We start from the raw sequence: 25348 nt of genomic DNA, 5'->3' as shown, positions 1-25348 counted from the left end.
AGGGACGACTCTAGACATATAACCTCTGGGATCATATGTTTTCGGTGTGACCCAAGCCACCGCCCCCTCGGCCGACGCCCCTGCCGGCACCGCGACGCCGGCGATCCGGCTGCGCGGCCTCGTCAAGCACTTCGGTGACGTGGCCGCCGTCGACGGCGTCGACCTCGACATCGCCGACGGCGAGTTCTTCTCGATGCTCGGCCCGTCCGGCTCCGGCAAGACCACCGTGCTGCGGCTCGTCGCCGGCTTCGAGCAGGCCACCGACGGCACCGTCGAGCTCGGCGGCGTCGACGTGACCCGCAGCGCGCCCTTCGAGCGCGACGTGCACACCGTCTTCCAGGACTACGCGCTCTTCCCGCACATGAGCGTCCTCGACAACGTCGGCTACGGGCTGCGGGTGCGCGGGACGGGCAAGGCCGCGCGCCGGGCCAGGGCCCAGGAGGCGCTCGACACCGTGCGCCTGGGCCACCTCGCCACCCGGCGGCCCACCCAGGCTCTCCGGCGGCCAGCGCCAGCGGGTCGCGCTGGCCCGGGCGATCGTGCTGGAGCCGCGGGTGCTGCTCCTCGACGAGCCGCTCGGCGCGCTCGACCTCAAGGCTGCGCGAGCAGATGCAGGTCGAGCTCAAGCAGGCTCCAGCGCGAGCCTGGGCATCACCTTCGTCTTCGTCACCCACGACCAGGAGGAGGCGCTGACGCTCAGCGACCGGATCGCGGTCTTCGACGCGGGGCGGATCCAGCAGACTCGGCACCCCGCAGGAGATCTACGAGCAGCCCGCCTCGGCGTACGTCGCCGGGTTCGTCGGCACCACCAACCTCCTCGACGCCGCGGCCTCCGAGCGGCTGCTCGGCGTCGCCGCCGAGCACGCGATCCGCCCCGAGCGGCTGCGACTCTCGCCCGCCGGCGACGGCGGCCAGGCCGGTCCCGGCGAGGTCCGGATCGGCGCGGTCGTGACCGAGACGATCTACCTCGGCACCGGCAACCGGGTGCACCTGCGCACCGACGACGGGCTCGACCTGGTCGCCCTGGAGCAGTCCACCGCCTCCCTCGACGAGCGCGCCGACGGCGACCACCGCGGCGACCGGGTGACGGTGCGCTTCGCGCGCGCCGACGTCGTGCTGCTCTCCTCCTGACCCCGCAGGCTCCCGCACCACCACCCCCGAAAGAAAGCGGAGATCTCCATGAAATCCACCCTCCGGCGCAGCCGCGCGGCGCTCGCCTGCCTGTCCCTGGTGTCGGTCTCCGTCCTGGCTGCCTGCGGCAGCGACGACGACAAGAAGACCGAGGCCGTCGAGAAGCTCGGCAAGTTCGAGGGCAAGGTCTCGATCCTGGCCTGGCCGGGCTACGTCGAGGACGGCAGCAACGACCCGAAGGTCGACTGGGTCTCCGCCTTCGAGAAGAAGACCGGCTGCCAGGTGACGAGCAAGGTCTACGGCACCTCCGACGAGGCGCTCAACCTCGCCAAGTCCGGTGAGTACGACGTGATCGCCGCCTCCGGCGACCTGTCGCTGCGGCTCATCGCCTCCGACGAGGCGCAGGCCATCAACACCGACCTGGTGCCCAACTACGAGAACGTCTACGACTTCCTCAAGGACACCGAGTGGAACTCCCAGGACGGCAAGAACTACGGCGTCCCGCACGGCTACGGCGCCAACCTGCTGATGTTCAACAAGAAGAACGTGAACCCGGCGCCCACGTCGTGGAGCGCGGTCTTCGACAAGACCCAGGCTGGCGAAGAACAAGGGCAAGGTCACGGCGTACGACTCGCCGATCTACATCGCCGACGCCGCGCTGTACCTGATGAAGACCCAGCCCGACCTGGGCATCGAGAACCCCTACGCGCTCGACCAGAAGCAGACTCGACGCGGCCGTGGCCCTGCTCAAGGAGCAGCGTCAGTACGTCGGTGAGTACTGGTCGGACTACCTCAAGGAGATCCAGGCCTTCGAGACCGGCGACTCCGTCGTCGGCACCACCTGGCAGGTCATTAAGAACAACATCAAGGACAAGGACGTCGAGGTGACGCTCCCCGAGGAGGGCGCCACCGCGTGGAACGACACCTGGATGCTGTCCTCGCAGGCGAAGAGCCCCAACTGCGCCTACGCGTGGATGGACTACATCCTCAGCCCCGAGGCGAACGCCCAGGCGACGGAGTACTTCGGCGAGGCGCCGAACAGCCCGCAGGCGTGCGAGAAGACGACCGACCCTCAGCACTGCGCGACCTTCCACGCCGGTGACGAGGAGTACGCCAAGAAGGCTCTGGTTCTGGCGCACGCCCATCAAGAAGTGCCTCGACGGCCGCACCGACGTCGAGTGCACCGACTACGCCCAGTGGACGCAGGCGTGGACGGAGATCAAGGGCTGACCATGGCCTCCACCGTGACTGACCCGGCGCCGGCCCCCGCACTGCGGGGGCCGGCCGCCCGGCCGGCCTCCCGCCTGCTGCACCGCTGGGTGTGGCTCCGGCTGAGCCTGCTGCTGTCCGCGCCGCTCGCGTGGATGGTCCTGGTGTACGTCGTCGCGCTCGCCGCGCTGCTGATCACCGCCTTCTGGTCGGTCGACAGCCTCAGCAGCGAGATCGACCGCACCTGGACGCTGGAGAACTTCCGCACGATCCTCGAGAACGAGGTCTACCGCAATGTCACCGTCCGCACGGTCGGGGTGGCCCTCGCGGTGACCGTGATCGACGTGGCCATCGCGCTGCCGATCGCGTTCTACATGGCCAAGGTGGCCTCGCCGCGGGCCCGCCGGATGCTCGTCGTGGCCGTGCTCACGCCGCTGTGGGCGTCGTACCTGGTGAAGGTGTTCGCCTGGCGGGTGGTGCTCTCCGAGGGCGGCCTGGCGGAGTGGTCCGGCCTCGGCACGCCGGGCTACGGGCTGACCGCGGTGGTCATCGCGCAGGCCTACATCTGGCTGCCCTACGTGATCCTGCCGATCTTCGCCGCCCTGGAGCGGGTCCCCGACTCGCTGCTGGAGGCCGCCGGCGACCTCGGCGCGCCGACCCGCACCGTCGTGCGCACCATCGTCATGCCGCTGCTCGTGCCCGGCATCGTGGCCGGCGCGATCTTCAGGCTTCTCGCTCACCATGGGTGACTACATCACCGTCAACATCGTCGGCGGCACCAGCCAGATGCTCGGCAACCTCGTCTTCGTCAACGCCGGCGCGGCCAACAACCTGCCACTCGCGGCCGCCATCGCGATGATCCCGATCGTGGTGATGCTCGTGCTGCTGACCGCGATCCGTCGTACCGGCGCCCTGGAGAACCTCTGATGCGACTCAGGCTCCGCGTCCCGCTGGACGCTCGCCGCCCTCACCTTCGGCGTCCTCGCGCTGATCTACCTGCCGCTGCTCGTCGTCGTCGCGAACTCGGTCAACCCCAGCCAGTCGATGACCTGGCCGCCGGACGGGATCACCTTCGAGTGGTGGGACCGCGCCTGGCACAGCAGCGGTGCCCGCGACGCGCTGGTGACCAGCCTTCAGGTCGGTGCGATCGCGACGCTGGTCGCGCTGGTGCTCGGCACCCTGCTCGCCCTGGCCCTGCAGCGCTACGCCTTCTTCGGCAAGGACACCGTCAACCTGCTGGTGATCCTGCCGATCGCGCTGCCCGGCGTCGTGACCGGCATCGCGCTCAACAACGGCTTCAAGGGGATCCTCGGGATCGACCTGTCGCTGTGGACGATCGTGATCGCGCACGCGACCTTCTGCATCGTCACCGTCTTCAACAACGTCCAGGCGCGGCTGCGCCGGCTCGGCACCAGCCTGGAAGAGGCCTCGGCGGACCTGGGCGCGGGCGTGTTCACCACCTTCCGGCTGGTCACCCTGCCGCAGGCTCCGCTCGGCCTTGCTCGCCGGTGGCATGCTCGCCTTCGCGCTCTCCTTCGACGAGATCATCGTGACGACGTTCACCGCCGGCGGGGGTGCGAACACCCTGCCGATCTGGATCCTCAACAACATGTTCCGCCCGAACCAGGCACCGGTCGTCAACGTCGTCGCGGTCGTCCTCATCCTCTTCTCGATCGTCCCCGTCTGGCTCGCACAGCGACTGTCCTCCGACGTCGACCCCGTCCGCTGAGCCCCACCGAACAGGAGCACCCCATGACCGACCCCGTGCAGTACGCCGTCCGCAACCCCGCCACCGGAGAGCCTGGTCGAGACCGTCCCGACCGCCACCGACGCCGAGGTCCGCGCCGCGGTGGACCTCGCCGCCGCGGCGTACGCCGGCTGGGGGCGGACCTCCGCCGTCGCCGACCGGGCCGCGCTGCTGCACCGGGTCGCCGAGTCTGCACCTCGAGCGGACCGACGAGCCTCGCGGCCGCGATGGTGGAGGAGATGGGCAAGCCGCTGGCCGACGCCGAGGGCGAGGTCGAGTTCTGCGCCGACATCTATCGCTACTACGCCGACCACGCCGAGGCCTTCCTCGCCGACGAGCCGATCGAGCTCGGAGGTGGCTCGACGGGCAACGCCGTCATCCGCCGCCGGCCGGTCGGCGTGCTGCTGGGGATCATGCCGTGGAACTTCCCGGCGTACCAGGTCGCCCGGTTCGCCGCCCCGAACCTCGCCACCGGCAACACGATCGTCCTCAAGCACGCGCCGCAGTGCCCGCGCTCGGCGGCGCTGCTGCAGCGGATCTTCCTCGACGCCGGCTTCCCCGAGGGCGCCTACGTCAACGTCTACGCCACCAACGAGCAGGTCGCCGAGGTGATCGCCGACCCGCGCGTGCAGGGCGTCTCGCTCACCGGCTCCGAGCGGGCCGGTGCGGCCGTCGCGGAGATCGCCGGCCGGAACCTCAAGAAGTGCGTCCTGGAGCTCGGCGGCTCCGACCCCTTCGTCGTGCTCGGCAGCGACGACCTCGACGCCACCGTCGAGGCCGCGGTCGCCGCGCGGCTGGAGAACACCGGCCAGGCCTGCAACGCCGCCAAGCGGTTCATCGTCGTCGAGGAGCCTGTACGACGACTTCGTCTCCCGCTTCACCGCGGCCCTGCTGGAGGCCTCCCCCGCCTCCCCCGCTGTCGTCGGTCGCCGCCGCCGAGAACCTGGACCGGCAGGTCGACGAGGCGATCGCCGGAGGCGCCGCGCTGACCCGCACCGGCGAGCGCGAGGGCGCCTTCCACCCCAGCGGGGTGCTCACCGGCGTGACGACCGACAACCCGGCGTACCGCCAGGAGTCTGTTCGGCCCGGTCGCGATGGTCTTCAAGGCCGCCGACGAGGACGAGGCGGTGCGGATCGCCAACGACACCCCCTACGGACTCGGCTCCTACGTCTTCACGCCCGACCCCGCGCAGGCGCAGCGCGTCGCCGACCAGATCGACGCCGGCATGGTCTTCGTCAACGGCGTCGGCCCGGACGCGGCCGAGCTCCCCTTCGGCGGCGTCAAGCGCTCCGGCTTCGGCCGCGAGACTCGGCCGCTACGGCATGGAGGAGTTCGTGAACAAGAAGCTCGTCCGCACCGTCTGAACCACCCCCACCCCAGAGAGAACGCACCGTGCCCGACACCGCCCCGTCCCCCGAACGCCGCCTCGTCACCGCGATCCCCGGCCCGAAGTCGCTCGAGCCTGCACGCCCGCAAGGAGGCGGCGGTCAGCGGCGGCATCGGCGTGATGCTGCCCGTCTACGCCGTGGCGGCGGGCGGAGGCGTGCTGCTCGACGTCGACGGCAACTCGCTCATCGACCTCGGCTCCGGCATCGCCGTCACCACGGTCGGCAACGCGCACCCGCGGGTCGCCGCGGCCGTCGCCCGGCAGGCGGAGGCGTTCACCCACACCTGCTTCATGGTCACGCCGTACGACGGCTACGTCGAGGTCTGCGAGGCGCTGAACCGGCTCACCCCGGGCGAGCACGAGAAGCGCTCGGCGCTCTTCAACTCCGGTGCCGAGGCCGTCGAGAACGCCGTCAAGATCGCCCGCACGCACACCCGCCGCCAGGCCGTGGTCGTCTTCGACCACGCCTACCACGGGCGCACGAACCTCACGATGGCGATGACCGCGAAGAACATGCCCTACAAGCACGGCTTCGGGCCCTTCGCGAACGAGGTCTACCGCGCGCCGATGTCCTACCCCTTCCGTGACGAGGGCCTGAGCGGGCCGGCCGCGGCCGCGCGCGCCATCGACGTGATCGACAAGCAGGTCGGCGCGGGCAACCTCGCCGCCGTGGTGATCGAGCCGATCCAGGGCGAGGGCGGGTTCGTCGCGCCGGCGCCCGGCTTCCTCCCGGTCCTGGAGCAGTGGTGCCGCGACCACGGCGTGGTCTTCGTCGCGGACGAGGTGCAGACCGGGTTCGCCCGGACCGGCGACCTGTTCGCGTGCGACCACGAGGGCGTCGTACCGGACCTGATCGTGACGGCCAAGGGCATCGCCGGCGGCCTGCCGCTGGCCGCGGTCACCGGCCGCGCCGAGATCATGGACGCCCCGCACGCGGGCGGTCTCGGCGGGACCTACGGCGGCAACCCGGTCGCCTGCGCCGCCGCGCTCGCCGTGATCGAGGCGATCGAGGCCGACGGGCTGGTCGCTCGGGCGCGGGACATCGGCGCCCGGCTCACCGAGCGGCTCACCGCCCTGCAGGCGGTCGACCCGCGCATCGGCGAGGTCCGCGGCCGGGGCGCGATGATCGCCGTCGAGTCTGGTCGAGCCGGGCACCCTCGCGCCCGACGCCGACCTGACCCGCCGGGTCGCGACGACCGCGCACGCCCGGGGCCTGATCGTGCTCAGCCTGCGGCACCTGGGGCAACGTGCTGCGCTTCCTGCCCCCGCTCGACATCCCCGACGCGCTGCTCGACGAGGCCTTCGACGTGCTCGAGGCGATCTTCGAGGAGACCCGATGAGCACCTTCGCCGTCGACGACCCGGCCACCGGCGCGGTCCTGGCCGAGTCTGCCCGACGCCGGTGTCGCCGAGGCGAGCGCCGCGGTCGACGCGGCCGCCGCGGCCCTGCCCGGCTGGGCCGCCACCAGTCCGCGCGACCGGGCCGAGTCTCCTGCGGCGCACGTACGACGCGCTGCTCGCCGCCTCCGACGAGTCGACCGCCCTCATCGCCGCCGAGAACGGCAAGTCCCAGGCCGACGCCCGGGCCGAGGTCGCCTACGCGGCGGAGTTCTTCCGCTGGTACTCCGAGGAGGCGGTCCGCGGCGACGGCGACTACGGCCTCGCCCCGTCGGGCGCCGCGCGCACCTTCGTCACCAGCCGCCCGGTGGGCGTGGCGGCCCTCGTCACGCCGTGGAACTTCCCCGCGGCGATGGCCACCCGCAAGATCGCCCCCGCCCTCGCGGCCGGCTGCACGGTGGTCCTCAAGCCCGCGGCGGAGACGCCTCTGACGGCCATCGCGGTCGCCCGGCTGCTCGGGGAGGCGGGTCTGCCCGCGGGGGTCGTGTCCGTCGTACCGACCACCCGGGCGGCGGAGGTCGTCGGCACCTGGCTCGCCGACGAGCGGGTCCGCAAGATCTCCTTCACCGGCTCGACCGGGGTCGGGAAGGTGCTGCTGCACCGGGCCGCGGACCGGGTCCTCAACGCGAGCATGGAGCTCGGCGGCAACGCTCCCTTCGTGGTGACCGCCGACGCCGATGTCGAGGCGGCCGTGGCCGGGGCGATGATCGCGAAGTTCCGCAACGGCGGCCAGGCCTGCACCGCGGCCAACCGGTTCTACGTCCACGCCGACGTCGCCGACGCCTTCGTGCGCCGCTTCGGCGAGGAGGTCGCCGCGCTGCGGGTCGGCCCCGCGAGCGACGAGAAGAACCAGGTCGGCCCGATGATCACCGCTGCCGCGGCGGCCAAGGTCGCCGGGCTCGTGCGGTCCGCGCAGGAGGAGGGCGCCGAGGTCGCCGCCGTCGCCACCGCCCCCGAGGGCGCCACGTTCTACCCCCGACGCTGCTCACGGGGGTCCGTCCGGACGCGGCGATCCTGGAGGAGGAGATCTTCGGCCCGGTCGCACCGGTCGTCACCTGGACCGACACCGAGGAGCCTGCTCGGCTGGGTCAACGGCACCGAGTACGGCCTCGCGGCCTACGTCTACGCCGGCCGCCTCCAGGACGCGCTCAAGGCTGGCCGAGCGGATCGACGCCGGCATGGTCGGGCTCAACCGCGGCATCGTCTCCGACCCCTCGGCACCCTTCGGCGGGGTGAAGCAGAGCGGTCTGGGCCGCGAGGGCGCCCGCGAGGGGATCCGGGAGTTCCAGGAGACCCAGTTCTACGCGGTCGACCTCGGCTGAGGGCTCCTGATCCCCCACGCAACTACCGGATTCGTCGTGGATCCCGCCGATTCACGACAAATTCGGTAGGTGCGTCGCCGGCTCCGGGACCCGCCCGTGCACCCGATAGCCTCGGACCATGCCCAGCGTGCGCCCGATCAGCCCGACCGAGCACCGCGACTACCTCGCCTCGCTGCCGTCGGCGAGCCTTCCTGCAGACCCCCGGCTGGGGCACGGTGAAGAGCGAGTGGCGCAGCGAGTCGATCGGCTGGTTCGACGACTCCGGCGCCCAGGTGGGCGTCGCGCTGGTGCTCTACCGCCAGCCTGCCCAGGCTCAAGCGCTTCCTCGCCTACCTGCCCGAGGGCCCGGTCATCGACTGGGACCGCGACGACCTCGCCGACTGGCTGCGGCCGCTGGTCGCGCACCTGAAGCAGCAGGGCGCCTTCGCGGTCCGGATCGGACCGCCCGTGGTGACCCGGCGGTGGACGACCGCCCAGGTCAAGGAGGGCATCGCCGACCCCGACGTACGCCTGCTCAGCCAGGTCGCCCCCGCCGAGCGCAGCCCGGTCGGCGCCCGCGTCGTCGCCCAGCCTGCACGAGCTCGGGTGGCGCTACCAGGGCGTCGAGGGCGGCTTCGCGGCCGGCCAGCCGCAGTTCGTCTTCCAGGTCCCGCTGCGCCACCCCGACGGCACGCAGCGCACCGAGGACGAGGTCCTCAAGGGGATGAACCAGCCTGTGGCGCCGAAACATCAAGAAGGCCGTCAAGGAGGGCGTCGAGGTCACCGTCGGCGGCCGGGACGACCTCGGGGCCTTCCACGAGTCTCTACGTCCACACCGCCGAGCGCGACCACTTCACCCCGCGCCCCCTGCGCTACTTCCAGACCATGTACGACGCCCTGCGCGCCGACGGCGAGGAGCGCTTCACGCTCTGGCTCGGCCGCCACGAGGGCGACCTGGTCGCGGCCACCATCGCGATCCGGGTGGGCGAGCACGCGTGGTACTCCTACGGCGCCTCCTCCACCGAGAAGCGCGAGGTCCGCGGCTCCAACGCCGTGCAGTGGGCGATGATCCGCGACGCGATCGCCGCGGAGGCCGCGATCTACGACCTGCGCGGGATCACCGAGACCCTCGACAGCGACGACCCCCACGTCGGCCTCATCCAGTTCAAGGTCGGCACCGGCGGCGAGGCCGTCGAGCACGCCGGCGAGTGGGACCTGCCAGTCAACCGGCCGCTCTACAAGGCCTTCCAGGCTCTACCTCGCCCGGAGGGGATGATGGTCACGACAGGCTCGACCGGCGGGCTGACCCTCACCGTCGACGGCCCGCGCTGGCGGGCCCACCTGGAGTCCGTCGCCGCGGCCCACCCGGGCATCGTCCCGGTCGCCAAGGGCAACGGCTACGGCTTCACCCTCGGCCGGCTGGCGCGCAAGACCCAGTGGCTCGCCGAGCGCGGGCACGACGTGCGCACCCTCGCCGTCGGCCTCTACGACGAGCTCGCCGGAGGTCGCGCAGCGCTGGTCCGGCGACCTGCTCGTGCTCACCCCCTGGCGGCCCTGGGTGCCGCTCCCCGACGGCGCCCTGGGCCGTCGCCTGGTGCACACGGTGAGCCGCGTCGAGGACCTGCGCGCCCTGCTGCACGCCGAGCCGACCGCCCGCGTGGTCCTGGAGCGGATGACCTCGATGCGCCGCCACGGCATGGCCGCCCGCGAGCCTGTGGGAGGCCGGCGAGCCTGCTCCGCAAGCACCCCGGCGCCCGGGTCGAGGGCCTCGCCCTCCACCTGCCGCTGGGCCAGGGCGCCCACCTTGGCGAGACGACCCGGCTGATGAACGACTACGTCGCCGCCGAGGTGCCCTCGGGCGAGCGGCCCTCGGTCTGGGTCAGCCACCTCAGCGACGCCGAGTCTCGCCACCCTGCGCAGCCGGTACGCCGACTTCGCCTTCCGCCCGCGGATCGGCACCGGCCTGTGGCTCGGCGACCGCGGCGCCCTCACCGTCACCGCCACCGTCCTCGACGTGCACCCCGTGGAGCGGGGCGACGCGTTCGGCTACCGCGGCCGCACCGCCCCGAAGTCCGGGCACGTGCTGGTCGTCAGCGGTGGCACCGCGCACGGCATCGGCCTGGAGGCGCCCACCGGTGAGTCCTCCATGAAGGCCCGGGCGGCGACCCTGGCCCGCGGCGGTCTCGACGCGGTCGGGTTCGTTCGGTCGCCGTACTCCATCGACGGCAAGCAGCGCCTCTTCGCCGAGCCGCCCCACATGCAGGCCTCGATGCTCTTCGTGCCGCACGGTGCGCGGGTGCCCGCCGTGGGCGAGGACGTCGACGTGCGGGTGCGCTACACCGCCACGACGTTCGACCAGATCCTCGTCACGGACTAGTCCCCGGCGCCAGGACCCGCGTCCGGCTCAGGCCCGGCTGAGCACCGCGCCGCGCTCCCGCGCGGTGACCGGGTCCTTGTCGGGGCGGTAGAGGTCCCGCACGATCACCGCGGCGAGGTAGAGCTCGCCGAGGACCCGGACCACGATGCCGAGCCAGTAGAAGCCGGCGTCCCCGCCGCCCGCGGGCGCGAGGTAGCCGCCGAGGTACCACCAGACCGTGCAGAAGTAGACGACCTCGCAGGCCTGCCACACGATCTGGTCGCGCCAGCGCGGCCGGGCGAGCACGGCGAGCGGGAGCAGCCACAGGACGTACTGCGGGGAGTAGACCTTGTTGACGAGCAGGAAGCCGACCACGATCAGGTAGCCGAGTCTGGGCCAGCCGGGGGACGGCCGCCTCCGGGCGGACCCGCCGGCCGGAGGTCATCCCGATCGCGAAGACACCCACGCACCAGGCGCCGAAGAGGAGCCAGGACCAGACGTTGATGGTGTGCGCGCTGAACCCGACGTCGCCAGCCTGGTCGATCAGCATCCACACCGAGCCGAGGTCCGCGGTGCGCTCGGAGTTGAACTCCCAGAAGTGCTTCCACGCCTCCGGGCCGCTGAGGTAGCCGGGTGCGTTGGCGAGCAGCCAGGCGACGACGGCGCTCACCGTCGCGAGCGCGAAGGCGGCGTAGCGTCGCTGGCGCAGGCAGATGACCAACAGCCCGCCGAGCAGGAAGAGCGGGTAGAGCCTTGGCGGCGGTGCCCAGGCCGATCAGCACCCCGGTCAGCGCCGGCCGGTCCCGCGACCAGGACCACAGCGCGCCGGCGACCAGCGCCACCGCGATCATGTCCCAGTTGATCAGCCCGGTGAGCAGCAGCGTCGGTGAGAGCGCGAAGGCGGCCGCGTCCCAGGGCCGCACCCGGTGGACCCGGGAGAGCAGCCAGACCGCCAGCAGCGCGAGGGCGCCGAAGCCGACGGCGTTGACCAGCAGGAAGACGTTCTGCTCGTCGTCGACCGCCGGGTCGGCGGACAGGTCGGCGACGGGGGCGCGCCCGCGCGCCTCGACGTCCGGCGAGCCGGTCAGCCAGTGCGTGACCCAGGCGGACCCCCACGCCCAGTAGGAGATCCCGACGGGGTACTCCATCACCTCGTAGCGGGCGCGGGTCTGGGCGTCGTCGGAGTAGGGCCAGGCGTGCTCGGCCATGCCGCGCGGGACGTAGAGCGGCTTGAGGTCGGTGTAGCACATGTGGGAGTAGACCCACTGCTGGTCCTTGCCCTCCGCGACCGAGCACGGTGCCTTCTGCACGACGCCGAGCGCGAAGGTGCACGCGGTCAGCAGGAGCAGCACGCGCAGCGGCGTCCACCAGCGGTGCGGACGGGCGCGGGTGCCCATCGGTCCCCCGACGACCTCGCTCAGGCCGGTGACGACCGGGTCGTCGAGGGTCGGGTGGACGTGGGGCGCCCGCTCGTCGGCCATCGATCAGGCAGCGGTACGACGACGGCGCCGCGGGGACCGGCTGGGCTTGCCCACCTGCCCGGGCGGCGTGCTGGTCGGGTTGTCGGTCGGGCCCGTCGGCAGCGTGGGCAGGGTCGGGGTCGGCTGCTGGGTCGGGGTCGGCTGCTGCGTCGGGGTCGGCTGCTGCGTCGGGGTCGCGGTCTTCGACGGCTTCTTCGTCGGCTTCGGCTTCTTCGTCGGCTTCGGGGGCGGCGGCGGGGCCGGGGCGTGGCCGCTGTCGGGCGCGTCGCCCTTGACGTAGGCCGCACCCGGGAGGTCCTCGACGTCCTCGCCGTCGAGCGCCTTCTTCATCACCGCGGTCCAGGTGAGCGCGGGGTAGGTACCGCCGAAGTACTCCGGCAGCCAGCCCTTGAGCCTCCTGGGTGCCCGTGCCACGGACGTACATCACCGCGGTGGACAGGCTGCGGGGTGTAGCCGACGAACCAGGCCGAGGAGACCTCGCCCTTGCCGTTGGTCGCGGTGCCCGTCTTGCCGCCCGCCGGACGACCGAGCGAGAGGGTCTTTGTTCCCGAGCCGGACTTCACGACCTGCTGGAGCGCGTAGCCCACGTCGTCGGAGATGCCCTCGGAGATCGCCCGGTGGTCGGTCACCTTGTGGGTGTAGCGGACCACACCGTCCTTGTCGACGACCTTCTCGATGATGTAGGCGTCGGCGGCGACGCCGCGGTTGGCGACCGTCGCGTAGCCGTTGGCCATGTTGATCGGGCTCACCGTCTGCGAGCCGAGCGCGACACCGGTGATCGGCTCCAGGCCGGGCGACTTCGTCGGGATGCCGTAGGGCGGGTTGGCCGGCTCGGCCGGCGGGATGCCCATCTTCTCGGCGGTCTTGATGATCTTCTTCGGGCCGTCCGGGATGCCCAGCGTGAGGTCGATGTAGGCGGTGTTGATCGAGTCCTCGGTGGCCTTGATCAGGTTGACCCGGCCGTAGGGCTTGTTGCCCTGGTTCTCGAACGGCCGGCCGCCACCCGGCAGGTAGTAGGGCGAGTTGCCGTCGAAGGTGTCCTTGAGCTCGTAGCCCGCCTCGAGACCGGCCGCGAGCGCGAACGGCTTGAACGTCGAGCCGGCCTGGCCGCCGGAGACGGCCCAGTTCAGCCTGCGACTGGAGGTAGTCCTGGCCGGCGTAGATGCCGCGGACCGCGCCGGTGCCCGGCTCGACCGAGGCGACCGCGACGTGGAGGTTCTTGCCGAAGCCCTCCGGCTTCTCCTCCGCCACGCCCTCCTTGGCCGCGTTCATGGCCTTCTTGGTGAAGGTGGTGGTGACCTGCAGGCCGCCACCCTGGATCTCCTGCTCGCTGAAGCCGAGGGCGAGCAGACTGCTTGCGGACCATCGTCAGCACGTGGCCGCGCTGGCCGCCGTAGGTCGTGTCGTTCTTGATCTTGGGGAACTTCGGCAGCGCCTTGCGGATGCTCGCCACGTCGGCGGCACTGGCGGTCTTCATGGTCGCCATGGAGTCCAGGACGTACTGGTAGCGCCCGAGCAGCCGCTCCGCGGCGGCGGCACCGTTGGCCGGGTCGAGCGCGGCCGGGTTGTTGAGCACAGAGGCGAGGACGGCGGACTGGGCGAGGTCGAGCTTCTTGGCGTCGACGCCGAAGTAGGCCTGCGAGGCGGCCTGGATGCCGTAGGCGCCCCGGCCGAAGTAGATCGTGTTGAGGTAGCCCTCGAGGATCTGCTGCTTGCTCAGCCTGGTTCTTGATCTTGAGCGAGAGGATCGCTTCCTTGGCCTTGCGCTTCCAGGTGCGCTCCTGGGTGAGGTACAGGATCTTCACGTACTGCTGGGTGATCGTCGACGCGCCCTGGGTCGAGTTGCCCTGGGCATTGCTGAACGCCGCCCGCAGGATGCCCTTGGGGTCGATGCCGTTGTCGGTCCAGAAGGCTCTGGTTCTCCGCGGCGACCACGGCGTCCTTCACCGTCTGCGGCATCTCGTCGTAGGGGATCGAGTCCCGCTTCTGCACCGCGAACTGGCCGATCTCGGACTTGCCGCCGGAGTAGAGGACCCGGGTGGTCTGGGTCAGGTACTCCGCGTTGGGGTCGGGGATGTCGATCGACTTGTAGGCGATCCAGAAGCCCAGCACGCCGAGCAGGCCGAGGACCACCGCCGTGATCAGGCCCCACAGGGACCACTTCTTCAGGCGCTGCTTCCACGTGCGCGGCGCCGCGTCAGTGCCCTTGCCCGACCGCTTCGCGCGGCGGGAAGGGATGCCGGCTGCCTTGCGCTTACCCTCGACCACGCAGGACAGAGTACGGCTGTCACCTGGGTGTCCCCACTTCTCGCCCGCCGATCAGTCACCGCGCCGGCGTATCGCATCTGGTCATCGACGGCCCGGAGCCGTGACGCCGGTGGCCGCCGCACGCGTCCTGCCGTGCACCGCGGGGACACTCCCGATCCATCGCAAGTTCACGTTTCGCGGATATATCGCTACGATAGGTTGCATGGCACGGCGTGGTGACACCATCGAGTCGGCAGTCCTCGGACTGCTGCACGAGGGACCCATGCACGGCTACGAGCCTGCGCAAGCGGCTCAACCTGATGCTCGGTTGGGGCCGGCTGCTGTCCTACGGCTCGCTCTACCCGGCGCTGAAGAAGATGCTGCGCGGCAACCTCATCGAGGAGGCCGTGCCGTCGGGCCCGCAGAGCCGTCGGCAGCGCATCGTCTACCAGGTCACCGACCTGGGCACCGCCGAGTTCTCGCGCCTGATGTCGGAGGTGGGTCCGACCGCCTGGGAGGACGACAACTTCGACATCCGGTTCCGGTTCTTCTCCTCCACCGACATGGAGATCCGGCTGCGCGTCCTGGAGGGGCGCCGGTCGCGGCTCCAGGAGCGGTTGGACCGGGTGCAGCGCGAGCCTGGCGATGACCCAGGCCGAGGCCGACCGGTACGCCGCGGAGCCTGCAGCGTCACGGTGTGGAGTCGGTGGAGCGGGAGGTCCGGTGGCTCTCGGACCTCATCAACGCCGAGCGGAACGTGCAGGGCCAGCCAGCACCAGGCTCCGGAGACGCCGACGGCATCCCCGTCGTCGCCGTCCTGATCAGCACCTACGAGATGTCATGAGTACCAAGGAAGGAAACCCCATGGGTTCGGTTCGAGTAGCGATCGCCGGCGTGGGCAACTGCGCCACGTCCCTCATCCAGGGCGTGCAGTACTACCGGGGCGCCGACGCCACGAGCACCGTTCCGGGGCTCATGCACGTCCAGTTCGGTGAGTACCACGTCGGAGACGTCGAGTTCGTCGCCGCGTTCGACGTCGACGACCTGAAGGTCGGCAAGGACCTCTCCGAGGCCATCAACGCCTCGCAGAACAACACCATCAAGATCGCCGACGTCCCGACGCTCGGTGTCGAGGTCCAGCGCGGCCCGACGCTCGACGGTCTCGGCAAGTACTACAAGCAGACCATCGACGAGTCCTCCGCGGACCCGGTCGACGTCGTCCAGGTCCTCAAGGACGCCCGGGTCGACGTCCTCGTGTCCTACCTCCCGGTGGGCTCGGAGGAGGCCGACAAGTTCTACGCCCAGTGCGCCATCGACGCGGGCGTGGCCTTCGTCAACGCGCTGCCCGTGTTCATCGCCTCCGACCCCGAGTGGGCCAAGAAGTTCGAGGACGCCGGCGTCCCGATCGTCGGCGACGACATCAAGTCGCAGGTCGGCGCCACCATCACCCACCGCGTGATGGCGAAGCCTGTTCGAGGACCGCGGCGTGACGCTGGACCGCACCTACCAGGCTCAACGTCGGCGGCAACATGGACTTCAAGAACATGCTCGAGCGCGAGCGCCTCGAGTCCAAGAAGGTCTCCAAGACCCAGGCCGTCACGTCGAACCTCAACGGCCCGCTGGCCGACAAGATCGACGACAAGAACGTCCACATCGGCCCGTCCGACTACGTCGCGTGGCTCGACGACCGCAAGTGGGCCTACGTGCGCCTCGAGGGTCGCGCGTTCGGTGACGTCCCGCTGAACCTGGAGTACAAGGCTCGAGGTCTGGGACTCCCCGAACTCCGCCGGCATCATCATCGACGCCGTGCGCGCCGCGAAGATCGCCAAGGACCGCGGTGTCGGTGGCCCGATCATCCCGGCCTCGGCGTACCTGATGAAGAGCCCGCCGGTCCAGATCGAGGACACCGAGGGCCGCGCGCTGCTCGAGAAGTTCATCGCCGGGGAGTGAGGAGCCCCTCCGGAGGTACGCCGAGCGCCAGCGAGGTGTGCCGGAGGAAGGCACCGCGACTCACCGGCAGGTTCGGCATCGTCGGGGAGTGAGGAGCCCCTCCGGAGGTACGCCGAGCGCCAGCGAGGTGTGCCGGAGGAAGGCACCGCAGGCTCACCGGCAGGTTCGGCATCGCAGGGGAGTGATCAGCCGGCCCGAGCGCCCCGGTTCGTCGTACGACGGCCGGGGCGTTCGGCGTCCCTAGGGGGCGCCGACCTTGATGCAGCCGAGCTTCTCGTTGATCTGCAGCCGGGCCCAGACCGCGCGGTGGTCGGAGACGCTGGAGGCCAGCACCACCGACTGCAGCGGCTGGAAGAAGCCGTCGTGGAGCAGGAAGTCGATGCGCACCCGCGGGCTCGCGGCCGGGGCGGTGAACCCGCTGCCCGAGCCGACCGCCCACACGTCGCCGAGGCCGGCGGAGCGCAGCGTGTTCACGGCGGTCGAGCCCGGGCGGCTGTTGAGGTCGCCGCCCATGATCTTCGGGCGCGGGTCGCGCGCCATCACCTGGGCGAGGTAGCGCGCCTGCGCCACCCGCGCACCCTCGGACATGTGGTCGAAGTGGGTGGCGTAGACGCTCACCTCGGTGCCCTCGATGTCGACCACCGCGTGCACCGCGTGCCGGTCGAACTTCCCGCCGGCCTTGGGCAGGGCGATGATGTCGTGCTCCTTGACCGGGAACCGGGAGAGCAGCGCGTTGCCCGTCGGCCCGCTGCCGGCGATCCAGGCTCAGGCCGAGCGCCGTGCCGATCTGCTGGGCCTGGACCACGTTGCCCGAGCGGCCGCGGTTGGTGTCGACCTCCTGCATCAGGACCAGGTCCGGCTTCCAGGACTTGATCTCCTTGATCAGCGTGCCCGCCTCGAGCCCGCCGTGCTTGCGGATCGCGGAGTGGATGTTGAACGTGATGACCGTGAACGGGTGCTGCACGGTCAGCGAGGGACACAGGCTCGCGGGCACCGTGAGCGGGTCAGCGGCGAGCGAGGAGTTCGCGGTCGGCGCCGAGGACGGTACGGCGGGCGGGCTGGTCACCGCACCCGACGTACCGGGTGCAGGGGCCTGGGGGTCGTCCCGGCCGCCCTGGAGCGCGAAGACCACGCCGAGCACGAGGAGCACGACGATCGCTCCGGTGACCGTGGCGACCTGGGTGGCCGCGCTGGCGCCCGGCTTGGCCGCAGGCAGCGGCTTCGGGTCGTCGTCGCTCACGGGGGTCATTCAACCCCGTCGGCGAAGCGAGGCGGACCGGGACCGGCGGATCAGGCCTCGGCCTCGGCCTTGATCCGCTCCAGGGTCTGCCGGATGCCCTTGCGCAGGCTCGTCGGTGAAGCCCTGCTGGCCACCGAGCACGACCTTGGTGAGCACCAGCGAGACGTTCGAGACGCCCTGCGGGGTCTCACGGCGCTCGGTGAGCCGGGTGCCGCCGTCGGCGGTCGGCTCGAGCCTGGAAGGACCACACCGTGCGGTTCTCGCGGATCTTGAACGCGAACTCCCCCACGCCGCCGACCGGCGGGGTGAACCGGACGACCTTGCCGGCGGTCGGCCAGCGCTTGATGCCCTGCCGGTTGAGGTTCGAGAAGGTCGCACCGAGCCGGACCTCGCCGCCCTTGACGGACGACTTCACGACCTGCGGGCTCCACTTCGCCATCTTCGGCAGGTCGGTGACGAGGGACCACACCTTCTCCGCCGGCGCGGCGATCTCGATGGAGTCCTCGAGGAGCCTTCTCGTACGTGTCGGCCATGCCCGGACGCTAGCCGCCCCCGGCCCGGCGCGATAGGTGACGACGGCCACACGAGACGGCCACGACGAGGGTCGGGCCAGCGGGATCCCTGCCGATTCTGCTCCGGGCGGCGCCGTCCCCGCCGAAGATGGAGCCATGACCCGGCTCCGGCTGTCCGCAAGCCTGCTCGGCGTTGCCCTCGCGGGGGCGGTGCTCACGGCTCCGGCCGCGCCCGCCGCCCCGGCCGGCGGCGACGGTCCCCTCCTCGATCGCCCGGTCCGCGGGCAGGCGGCCCGCACCGCGCTGGCGGCCCTCGACGGCACCGAGCGCACGGTCGTCGCCCGGCGCAACGGGCGCAGCGTGGCCCAGGCTCGACCGGGTGCTCACCGACCCGACCGCCGGGCTGGCCCGCGACGGCCGGCTGTTCTACGCCGAGCAAGCTCGACGTCGCCGCGGCCCGCCGGGCCGCTGCCGCGGAGCCCGCGGCACCGGCCGCCGCGCTGAGCACGGCCGAGACCTTCACGCTGCACAGCCGCGCGGGCTCGGACCGCACCATCTACCTCGACTTCGACGGCTACACCCTGCCGCCGGGCGCCGCATGGAGCGGCGGCGGCATCCCGGCCGGCACCTTCGACGCCTTCGACGAGCGCGAGACCAGCGGCACCCCCACCTACGACCCGGCCTTCACCCCCACCGAGCCTGGCCTACGTGGCCGCCGTGTGGCGGGTGGTGGCGGAGAAGTTCTCCCCCTTCGACGTCGACGTCACCACCGAGGACCCGGGCGCCGCGGCGCTCGACCGCAGGCTCCGACAGCGACCCGACGTACGGGACCCGGGCGGTGTTCACCGACGACCGCGACGCCCGCGGGACCGTCTGCTCCTACGGCTCCGGCGGCTCCGGCTGCGCGGGCATCGCCTGGGTGGACGTCTTCGCCGACATCGAGACCGGCCGCCCGGCCGGCTACTACGAGCCGGCCTGGATCTACACCACCGTCGCCGACTTCCAGGCTCGACGCGAAGCAGGCCGGTGAGACCGCGGCGCACGAGGTGGGACACACCCTGAACCTCCTGCACGACTCCACCACGAGCCAGCCCCATGGCTACTACGACGGCCACGACGACTGGTATCCGCTGATGGGCTCCTCGAACCGCGAGGTCGGGCAGTGGGACGACAGCACCTACCCCGGCGCGTACACCGAGCAGAGCGTGAAGAGCGACGTCGCGACGATCACGTCGGCCGGGCTGACGACCCGCACCGACGACGTGCCCGGCTCGCGGCCGCTGAGCGCCGCGGCGCCGTACGACGGCGTGATCGAGACCCGCGCGGACACCGACGCCTTCGTCGTCGACCACACCTGTGCCGACCCGCTGGCGCTCACCGCGACCGGCATCGGCTCCGGCCAGACCCTCGACATCGCATTGCGGGTCACCGCGCCCGGTGGCGCGGTCACCACGGTCGACCCCGCGGCCGGCGGCGGCACCGGCACCTTGGCGGCGCTGGACGCGAGCGCCTCCTTCGCCACCGCGCCGGCGGGCACCTGGACCGTCGAGGTCTCCGGGGCCGGCGCGAGCGCGAACACCAACTCCACCGACTACGGCAGTCTCGGGCAGTACACCCTCACCCTGAGCGACCCCTGCCCGCCCGCGTCCGCCACGACGCCCCCGGGCCCACCCACCGGCCTGACCAGCGCCGTCGCACCGCGCGCCACCACCCTGGACCTGGGCTGGACCGCACCCGCGGTGACCGGCTCCCCCGCGCTCGACCACTACGCCGTGACCCTCTCCGGCAGCGGTACGACGACCAGCCAGGAGGTGAGCACGACCGCGGCGTCGTTCACGGGCCTCATCCCCGGCACGTCGTACGACGTCTCGGTGGTGGCGGTCAGCGCGGAGGCCGTCTCTGCGCCGCTGACCGCCACCGTCCGGGTGCCGACCTGGGCACCGCAGAAGGCGCCGTCGGTGACCGCGAGCGTCGGCGGGCCGCGCGCGACGATCACCTTCGCCCCCGCGGCGAACCCCGGCGGGGCGACCCGCACCGGCTGGACGGTCGCCCTGCTCCGTGGCACCACGCCGGTCGGCACGCCGGCGAAGCCTGCCCGCCTCGGCGACGTCGTGGACCAGCCCGGCGCTCGCGGCGGGCGGCTATCGCGCCGTGGTGACCCCGGCCTACACCGCCGACGACCCGTCGACCGTGGCCGGCGAGCGCGCCTTCGCGATCGTGCTCGCACCCACGGCCCCGGGGACCCTCACCCCGCTCAGCGGCGCGAGCGGCCGGCCCGTCACCGCCACCGCGCGCTGGACGGCGCCGGCCAGCAACGGGGGCGCCGCGATCACCGGCTACCGGGTGGTGGCCTACCGTCTCGACAGCAGGGGCCGCGTGGTCTCCACCATCGTCTCGACGCTCCGCCCGGCGAGCGCCCGCTCCTACGTCTGGACGCTGACCGCGGGCCGCTACCGGTTCCGGGTGCAGGCGCTCAACCGGATCGGCTGGTCGTCGTACTCGGCCGTGTCGGGCGTGGCGGTCGCACGCTGAGTCAGCGCGCCGCCCACCACTGCTTCAGCGCGGCGCCGGCGTCCTCCTCCGACATCGGCCCGTTGTCGAGGCGCAGGTCGAGCAGGAACTTGTAGGCCTCGCCGACCTCGCGGCCCGGGGGGAGGCCGAGGATCTCCATGATCTGGTTGCCGTCGAGGTCCGGGCGGATCGAGGCGAGTCTCCTCCTCCGCGGGAGAGCCGCTCGATGCGGGCCTCGAGGTCGTCGTAGGTGCGGCGGAGGCGGTCGGCCTTGCGCTGGTTGCGGGTCGTGCAGTCGGCGCGGGTGAGCACGTGCAGGCGCTCCAGGCTGGTCGCCGGCGTCGCGGACGTAGCGCCGCACGGCGGAGTCGGTCCACTCACCCGAGCCGTAGCCGTGGAAGCGCAGGTGCAGGCTCGACCAGGCTTCGCCGACGGCGTCGATCTCGTCGTTGCTGAACTTCAGCGCCTTCATCCGCTTGCGGGTCAGGCTTGGCCCCGACGACGTCGTGGTGGTGGAAGGTGACCCCGCCGTCGTCGGTGAAGCGGCGGGTGCGCGGCTTGCCGACGTCGTGCATGAGGGCGGCGAAGCGGGAGACGAAGTCAGGTCCCGCCGGCAGCCCGGCCCGCTCGGCCAGCCGCGGCTCCGGGTCGATCGCCTGCTCCAGCACGGTGAGCGTGTGCTCGTAGACGTCCTTGTGCCGGTGGTGCTCGTCGCGCTCGAGCTTGAGCGCCGGCAGACTCGGGCAGCACCCGGTCGGCGAGCCCGGTCTCGACGAGCAGCGCCAGCCCCCGGCGGGGGTACGGCGCACAGATCAGGCTTCACCAGGCTCCTCGCGCACCCGCTCGGCGGAGATGATGTCGATCCGCTCCGCCATCGCGGTCATCGCGGCCACCACCTCGGGCGCGACGGTGAAGCCGAGCCTGGGCGGCGAAGCGGGCGGCCCGCATCATCCGCAGCGGGTCGTCGGAGAAGGACTGCTCGGGGGTGCCGGGGGTGCGGAGCACCTGGTGCGCCAGGTCGAGCACGCCGCCGTAGGGGTCCTCGATGGTGCGGCCCGGCAGCCGCACCGCCATCGCGTTGACGGTGAAGTCCCGGCGGCCGAGGTCGCCGGCGAGGCTGTCGCCGTACTGCACCTCGGGCTTGCGCGAGGCCCGGTCGTAGGACTCCGAGCGGTAGGTCGTCACCTCGACCACCCAGTCGCCCTTGCGGCAGCCGATGGTGCCGAAGTCACGCCCCATGTCCCACCACGCGTCGCCCCAGGCGCGCAGCAGCCGCTCGGTCTGCTCGGGCCGGGCGGAGGTGGTGAGGTCGAGGTCGTTGGAACGGCGGCCGAGCATCGCGTCGCGCACCGGGCCGCCCACCAGCGCCAGGCTCGTGACCGGCGTCGGCGAAGAGCGCGCCGAGCTCGTCGACGACCGGTGCGATCCGGTCCAGGCTCGGCGGCCACGGACGCCTGGACGTCGACCAGGCGCAGCGGTGCGGCGGAGCGGTCGTCGTCGGTCACGGGCGAAGAGTCTAGGCGGGTCCCCGACGGGCACAGGTGGCCCCACTACCCTCGGGGGCGTGGTCGGCCGTCCTTCACTCCTGCGCGCACTCGCGGGAGTGGTGGCGGGACTGGCCCTCGCCACCGCCGGCAGCACCGCTCCGGCAGGCGCCGCGCCCCGCCCGGCCGCAGCCCCCGACGACACCTACGACGCCCCGCTGGCCATCACGATCGACGCGCTCTCACCGGCGGTGCTCCCCCGCAGCGGCCCCCTGGTGATCTCCGGCGAGGTCACCAACACCGACCTGGAGACCTGGACCGGCATCTCGCTCTACCCGGTGTTCAGCGCCGGCCCCGACTGCGCGCGGAACAAGCTCGCCCACCGGCGATCAAGACCTCGGCGGAGCTCAGCGACGCGGCCGCGTCCGACCCGACCTCGCTCGTCGGCACCCGCGACACCAACGTGCGCTACGAGGTCGAGCGGCTCGAGCCGGGCCAGACCCTGTCGTACACGCTGACGATCCCGCAGGCCGAGCCTGCGCGCCCGCTTCGGGAACCCGGAGACGGGTGTCTACTGGCTCGGCGTCCACGCGCTCGGCAGCACCGCGACCAGGGGCAACAACGGCAACGCCGTCGGCCGGGCCCGGACCTTCCTGCCCGCCGTCCGCAGCCCCAACGCGGCGTCGGTGAAGACCGCGATCGTGCTCCCGCTGCGGGCCCGGGTGGCCCACGAGGAGGACGGCAGCCTCGATCGCACCTCCGCCTGGGAGCAGGCGCTGCGCTTCGACGGGGACCTCGGCGGGCCGCTGTCCTTCGGAGCCGCGGCGAGCGGGATCGCGCCGGTGACGTGGCTTCTCGACCCGGCCGTCCCCGACGCCGTGCGCGAGTCCGGCGCTCGGCAACCCCGCGCGCTCGGTGCGCCCGAAGGTGCAGCCGGGCCAGGAGCCCTCGCCCAGCGACGGCGCCTCGCCGAGCGGGGAGAGCGGTTCGTCCGGCGTACCGGACACCGACACGCCGCTCGCCTCCTCCGCACGCACCTGGCTGACCCGCGCCGAGAGCGCGCTGCGCTCGGGCACCGTCGCCGCCCTGCCGTACGGCGACCCGGACGTGGCCGCTGCCGCGGACGTGCTGCCCAGCCTCTACCGCTCGGCGCGACAGACTCGCCGGCACCGAGGTCTCCACCTGGGACCTGGACACGCTGCCGGTGGTCGCCCCGCCGAACGGCTACCTCGACACCAACGGCATCGACGCCGTGGACGACGACGCCACCCTGCTGCTCGGCGAGCGGATGTTCCCGCGCGACGCCTTCTCCACCCGCCCGCCGGTCGGTGGGCTGATCGGCGAGCGACCGGTGGTGGTCAGGCTCGACCTCCGCGGCGACCGGTGGCCCGGGGCCCGACGAGCCGCTGGCCCCGGTGGCGCTGCGCCAGCGGATCCTCAGCGAGGCGGTGGTGCGGCTGCTGCGGACCGGCGGCAAGTCTCCTGACCCGCTCGTGGTCGTGCTGCCCGCCTCCGTCTCCACCACCGGCGCCCAGGACTTCTGGCGCGAAGCCTGGACGTGCCCTGGCTCGACCTGGTCGGTCTGCGCGAACTCGTCGTCCCGCCCGGCTCGCCGGCCGACGGCCAGTCCGCCGGCGGGCGTCAGGTGGACACCGACGAGCTCAGCCTACCCGCCCGCGCAGGAGAAGGCCGAGCTCGACGGCGACGTGCTGGTCGAGGCCGGGCAGCCTGATCCGCGCCGGCCGGACCTACCAGTCGATCCTCGGCGAGGACTACACCGTCGGCACCGGTTCGGTCGCCGAGGCGCTGACCGGCACGTCGTACGCCATGCGGGACGACGTGAACGCCGCGAGCCGGATGACCCGCACCAAGGAGTGGGCCCAGGACCGGCTCGACGCGATCAGCATCGACGCCCCGAGCGGCGTCACCCTGTCCGGTACGTCGGGCGACTTCAACATCGCGCTGCGCAACGACCTCGACCAGCCGGTGACCGTCGAGGTCGCGGCCACCACCGACTCCGGCGCCCGGGTCCGGGTCGCGAACCCGATCCGGCTCGCGCCGAACAGCCGCACCTCGGTGCCGGTCGACGCCGACACCACCCGCAGCGGCGTCCACAACGTCACCCTGCGCGTCGTCGACGCCGACGGCACCCCGCTCGGCGCCGAGGACGACCTGCCGCTGCGCACCGGCCAGGTCGGCGTGGTGATCTGGGCGATCATCGGCTCCGGCGCCGGCATCCTCTTCGTCGCGATCGCGATCCGCCTGGTCCGCCGCTTCCGGCGGCGCGGCGCGGCGGGCGCGGAGGCCGGATGAGCGAGACCGAGTCCGCCGACCAGAGGAAGATCCTCGCCAACACCGCGGTGATGGCGGCCGGCACCGTGGTGTCCCGGTTCAGCGGCTTCATCCGCTCCACGCTGCTGGCCGCCGCGCTCGGCGTCTCCCTGCACGGCGACATCTTCACCGTGGCCAACACGGTCCCGAACATGCTCTACGTCCTGCTCGCCGGCGGCGTCTTCAACGCGGTGCTGGTGCCCCAGCCTGGTGCGGGCGATGAAGAACGACGCCGACGGCGGGGCGGCGTACGTCGACCGGGTGATCACGCTCGCCGTGCTCTTCCTCGGTGCGGTCAGCGTGCTGCTCGTCGTCTTCGCCCCTGTCGTCATGGACGTCGTGCTCGGCTCCAAGTGGGACGACGCATCGCTGGTGGAGCAGCGGCAGTCCGCGATCGACTTCGCCCGGTTCTGCCTGCCGCAGGTCTTCTTCTACGGCATGTTCGTGCTGGTCGGGCAGGTGCTCAACGCCCGCGGCCGGTTCGGGCCGATGATGTGGGCGCCGATCGCCAACAACATCATCTCGGTCGCGGTCCTGGTGACCTACCTGCTCGTCTTCGGCCCGGCGACCCTCTCCGAGCAGGTCGGACCGTTCAGCGCGCACCAGGAGGCCCTGCTCGGCATCGGCTCGACCGTCGGCATCGCGGCTCAGGCTCGTCGTGCTGGTGCCGTTCCTGCGCTCGGCCGGCATCCGCTACCGGCCCCGCTTCGACTTCCGCGGCGTGGGTCTCGGCCAGACGATGCGGCTCGGCGTGTGGACGGTCCTCTTCGTGATCGTCAACCAGGCGGCGTACGTCGTGGTGGTGCGGCTCGCCTCCAACGGCACGGCCTCCGCCGACGACGGCACCGGCATCACGATCTACTCCAGCGTGATGCTCGTGGTGATGGTCCCGCACTCGATCATCACCGTCTCGCTGGCGACCGCCATCCTCCCCCGGCTCTCCGCTGCTGCCGCCAACGACGACCTCGGCAGCCTCGCCTCGACCCTGGGCAGCACCCTGCGCACGGCGCTGGCCGTCGTCGTGCCGTTCGCCGCGCTGCTGCCCTCCATCGCCCTGCCGCTC

The 25348-nt window shown here is 72.1% G+C and carries 21 protein-coding genes and 10 pseudogenes; 21 read left to right on the top strand and 10 right to left on the bottom strand.

Translation table 11 applies throughout. The annotated features are described in order from the left end of the window. Positions 1 to 46: 46 nt before the first annotated feature. The 11 genes and pseudogenes from G5V59_RS37395 to G5V59_RS22080 all read left to right on the top strand — a co-directional run bounded on the left by G5V59_RS37395 (position 47) and on the right by G5V59_RS22080 (position 10550). Positions 47 to 952, top strand: coding sequence for an ATP-binding cassette domain-containing protein (locus G5V59_RS37395; protein WP_341351003.1), 906 nt, complete (start codon positions 47 to 49; stop codon positions 950 to 952). Then, positions 841 to 1131: a TOBE domain-containing protein gene (locus G5V59_RS22130; RefSeq protein ID WP_341351282.1), complete on the top strand. Its 291-nt coding sequence runs from the start codon at positions 841 to 843 to the stop codon at positions 1129 to 1131. Before G5V59_RS37395 ends, G5V59_RS22130 begins: the two co-directional genes overlap by 112 nt. A 737-nt stretch (positions 1132 to 1868) precedes the next feature. Further along, a complete protein-coding gene (locus G5V59_RS22120) occupies positions 1869 to 3089 on the top strand; it encodes an extracellular solute-binding protein (RefSeq protein ID WP_278257884.1) in 1221 nt (406 codons plus the stop codon). After that, the gene (locus tag G5V59_RS22115; protein WP_278257883.1) at positions 3082 to 3267 is read left to right on the top strand and encodes a hypothetical protein; all 186 of its coding nucleotides are present in this window, start codon (positions 3082 to 3084) and stop codon (positions 3265 to 3267) included. Before G5V59_RS22120 ends, G5V59_RS22115 begins: the two co-directional genes overlap by 8 nt. A gap of 117 nt (positions 3268 to 3384) precedes the next feature. Beyond that, positions 3385 to 5076 (top strand): aldehyde dehydrogenase family protein, encoded by a 1692-nt coding sequence (locus G5V59_RS22110; RefSeq protein WP_278257882.1) that lies wholly within the window; start codon positions 3385 to 3387, stop codon positions 5074 to 5076. 105 nt (positions 5077 to 5181) lie between these two features. Then, positions 5182 to 5337: pseudogene (locus G5V59_RS22105) on the top strand (aldehyde dehydrogenase family protein); the annotation flags it as partial. A gap of 143 nt (positions 5338 to 5480) precedes the next feature. Continuing rightward, positions 5481 to 6815, top strand: a pseudogene (gene gabT, locus G5V59_RS22100) (4-aminobutyrate--2-oxoglutarate transaminase). Positions 6816 to 6876: 61 nt separating this feature from the next. Further along, positions 6877 to 7887, top strand: a pseudogene (locus tag G5V59_RS22095) (aldehyde dehydrogenase family protein); the annotation flags it as partial. A 163-nt stretch (positions 7888 to 8050) separates the two neighbouring features. Further along, the gene (locus G5V59_RS22090) at positions 8051 to 8194 is read left to right on the top strand and encodes an aldehyde dehydrogenase family protein (RefSeq protein WP_278259993.1); all 144 of its coding nucleotides are present in this window, start codon (positions 8051 to 8053) and stop codon (positions 8192 to 8194) included. A gap of 118 nt (positions 8195 to 8312) precedes the next feature. Next, a pseudogene (locus tag G5V59_RS22085) lies at positions 8313 to 9421 on the top strand (peptidoglycan bridge formation glycyltransferase FemA/FemB family protein); the annotation flags it as partial. A gap of 832 nt (positions 9422 to 10253) precedes the next feature. Then, a complete protein-coding gene (locus G5V59_RS22080) occupies positions 10254 to 10550 on the top strand; it encodes a hypothetical protein (RefSeq protein ID WP_278257881.1) in 297 nt (98 codons plus the stop codon). 27 nt (positions 10551 to 10577) lie between these two features. Here G5V59_RS22080 and G5V59_RS22075 read toward each other — a convergent pair whose 3' ends face one another. The 6 genes and pseudogenes from G5V59_RS22075 to G5V59_RS22050 all read right to left on the bottom strand — a co-directional run. After that, on the bottom strand, positions 10578 to 10904 hold the full coding sequence (locus tag G5V59_RS22075; RefSeq protein ID WP_278257880.1) for a hypothetical protein: 327 nt from the start codon (positions 10902 to 10904) through the stop codon (positions 10578 to 10580). A 2-nt stretch (positions 10905 to 10906) separates the two neighbouring features. Then, entirely contained in the window at positions 10907 to 12010 is a 1104-nt protein-coding gene (locus tag G5V59_RS22070; protein WP_278257879.1) for a glycosyltransferase 87 family protein, read from the bottom strand. Positions 12011 to 12013: 3 nt separating this feature from the next. Next, positions 12014 to 12424 (bottom strand): hypothetical protein, encoded by a 411-nt coding sequence (locus tag G5V59_RS22065; RefSeq protein WP_278257878.1) that lies wholly within the window; start codon positions 12422 to 12424, stop codon positions 12014 to 12016. Continuing rightward, the gene (locus G5V59_RS22060) at positions 12340 to 13140 is read right to left on the bottom strand and encodes a penicillin-binding transpeptidase domain-containing protein (protein WP_278259992.1); all 801 of its coding nucleotides are present in this window, start codon (positions 13138 to 13140) and stop codon (positions 12340 to 12342) included. Before G5V59_RS22060 ends, G5V59_RS22065 begins: the two co-directional genes overlap by 85 nt. Further along, positions 13137 to 13691, bottom strand: coding sequence for a transglycosylase domain-containing protein (locus tag G5V59_RS22055; protein ID WP_278259991.1), 555 nt, complete (start codon positions 13689 to 13691; stop codon positions 13137 to 13139). The genes G5V59_RS22060 and G5V59_RS22055 overlap by 4 nt, the downstream gene beginning before the upstream one ends. Before the next feature lie 109 nt (positions 13692 to 13800). Next, a pseudogene (locus G5V59_RS22050) lies at positions 13801 to 13884 on the bottom strand (transglycosylase domain-containing protein); the annotation flags it as partial. Between the two features lie 693 nt (positions 13885 to 14577). On the opposite strand from G5V59_RS22050, the gene G5V59_RS22045 reads away from it, so the two are divergent. Together G5V59_RS22045 and G5V59_RS22040 are read left to right on the top strand one after the other, a co-directional pair. Next, on the top strand, positions 14578 to 15078 hold the full coding sequence (locus G5V59_RS22045; protein ID WP_278257877.1) for a PadR family transcriptional regulator: 501 nt from the start codon (positions 14578 to 14580) through the stop codon (positions 15076 to 15078). A 43-nt stretch (positions 15079 to 15121) separates the two neighbouring features. Next, a pseudogene (locus G5V59_RS22040) lies at positions 15122 to 16207 on the top strand (inositol-3-phosphate synthase). On the opposite strand, the gene G5V59_RS22035 reads toward G5V59_RS22040, so the two are convergent. Genes G5V59_RS22035 through G5V59_RS22025 form a run of 3 tightly spaced genes read right to left on the bottom strand, consistent with a single transcriptional unit; the run spans position 16191 to position 18117 of the window. Further along, positions 16191 to 17447, bottom strand: a complete 1257-nt coding sequence (locus tag G5V59_RS22035) for a hypothetical protein (protein ID WP_278257876.1) — start codon at positions 17445 to 17447, stop codon at positions 16191 to 16193. The pseudogene G5V59_RS22040 and the gene G5V59_RS22035 overlap by 17 nt on opposite strands. Before the next feature lie 9 nt (positions 17448 to 17456). Beyond that, a complete protein-coding gene (locus G5V59_RS22030; RefSeq protein WP_278257875.1) occupies positions 17457 to 17603 on the bottom strand; it encodes a hypothetical protein in 147 nt (48 codons plus the stop codon). Positions 17604 to 17634: 31 nt separating this feature from the next. Then, positions 17635 to 18117, bottom strand: coding sequence for an SRPBCC family protein (locus G5V59_RS22025; protein WP_278257874.1), 483 nt, complete (start codon positions 18115 to 18117; stop codon positions 17635 to 17637). A gap of 221 nt (positions 18118 to 18338) precedes the next feature. Here G5V59_RS22025 and G5V59_RS22020 point away from each other — a divergent pair, with 221 nt between their 5' ends. Beyond that, complete coding sequence (locus G5V59_RS22020; protein ID WP_278257873.1) at positions 18339 to 18989, top strand: hypothetical protein; 651 nt, start codon at positions 18339 to 18341, stop codon at positions 18987 to 18989. A gap of 16 nt (positions 18990 to 19005) precedes the next feature. Then, entirely contained in the window at positions 19006 to 20586 is a 1581-nt protein-coding gene (locus G5V59_RS22015) for a fibronectin type III domain-containing protein (RefSeq protein ID WP_278257872.1), read from the top strand. On the opposite strand, the pseudogene G5V59_RS22010 reads toward G5V59_RS22015, so the two are convergent. Continuing rightward, positions 20493 to 21905, bottom strand: a pseudogene (locus G5V59_RS22010) (CCA tRNA nucleotidyltransferase). The gene G5V59_RS22015 and the pseudogene G5V59_RS22010 overlap by 94 nt on opposite strands. A gap of 129 nt (positions 21906 to 22034) precedes the next feature. Here G5V59_RS22010 and G5V59_RS22005 point away from each other — a divergent pair. The 6 genes and pseudogenes from G5V59_RS22005 to G5V59_RS21980 form a co-directional block, all read left to right on the top strand. Next, positions 22035 to 22472: a hypothetical protein gene (locus G5V59_RS22005; protein WP_278257871.1), complete on the top strand. Its 438-nt coding sequence runs from the start codon at positions 22035 to 22037 to the stop codon at positions 22470 to 22472. Next, on the top strand, positions 22418 to 22999 hold the full coding sequence (locus G5V59_RS22000; protein ID WP_278257870.1) for a hypothetical protein: 582 nt from the start codon (positions 22418 to 22420) through the stop codon (positions 22997 to 22999). Before G5V59_RS22005 ends, G5V59_RS22000 begins: the two co-directional genes overlap by 55 nt. After that, entirely contained in the window at positions 22882 to 24267 is a 1386-nt protein-coding gene (locus G5V59_RS21995) for a DUF6049 family protein (RefSeq protein ID WP_341351281.1), read from the top strand. Before G5V59_RS22000 ends, G5V59_RS21995 begins: the two co-directional genes overlap by 118 nt. Next, positions 24264 to 24479, top strand: a pseudogene (locus tag G5V59_RS21990) (lipid II flippase MurJ); the annotation flags it as partial. The gene G5V59_RS21995 and the pseudogene G5V59_RS21990, both read left to right, overlap by 4 nt. A 25-nt stretch (positions 24480 to 24504) precedes the next feature. Further along, a pseudogene (locus G5V59_RS21985) lies at positions 24505 to 24879 on the top strand (lipid II flippase MurJ); the annotation flags it as partial. A gap of 64 nt (positions 24880 to 24943) precedes the next feature. Then, positions 24944 to 25318, top strand: a pseudogene (locus G5V59_RS21980) (lipid II flippase MurJ); the annotation flags it as partial. Positions 25319 to 25348: the final 30 nt, after the last annotated feature.

The sequence above is a fragment of the Nocardioides convexus genome, from assembly GCF_011090295.1.
This window is presented reverse-complemented; position numbering and strand designations above follow the sequence as displayed.

Coding starts and splice junctions, on each gene's coding strand:
- G5V59_RS22115 (WP_278257883.1), top strand. CDS start 3,082: ATGGGTGACTACATCACCGTCAACATCGTCGGCGGCACCAGCCAGATG.
- G5V59_RS22110 (WP_278257882.1), top strand. CDS start 3,385: ATGACCTGGCCGCCGGACGGGATCACCTTCGAGTGGTGGGACCGCGCC.
- G5V59_RS22090 (WP_278259993.1), top strand. CDS start 8,051: ATGGTCGGGCTCAACCGCGGCATCGTCTCCGACCCCTCGGCACCCTTC.
- G5V59_RS22070 (WP_278257879.1), bottom strand. CDS start 12,010: ATGGCCGACGAGCGGGCGCCCCACGTCCACCCGACCCTCGACGACCCG.
- G5V59_RS22045 (WP_278257877.1), top strand. CDS start 14,578: ATGCTCGGTTGGGGCCGGCTGCTGTCCTACGGCTCGCTCTACCCGGCG.
- G5V59_RS22025 (WP_278257874.1), bottom strand. CDS start 18,117: ATGGCTCCATCTTCGGCGGGGACGGCGCCGCCCGGAGCAGAATCGGCA.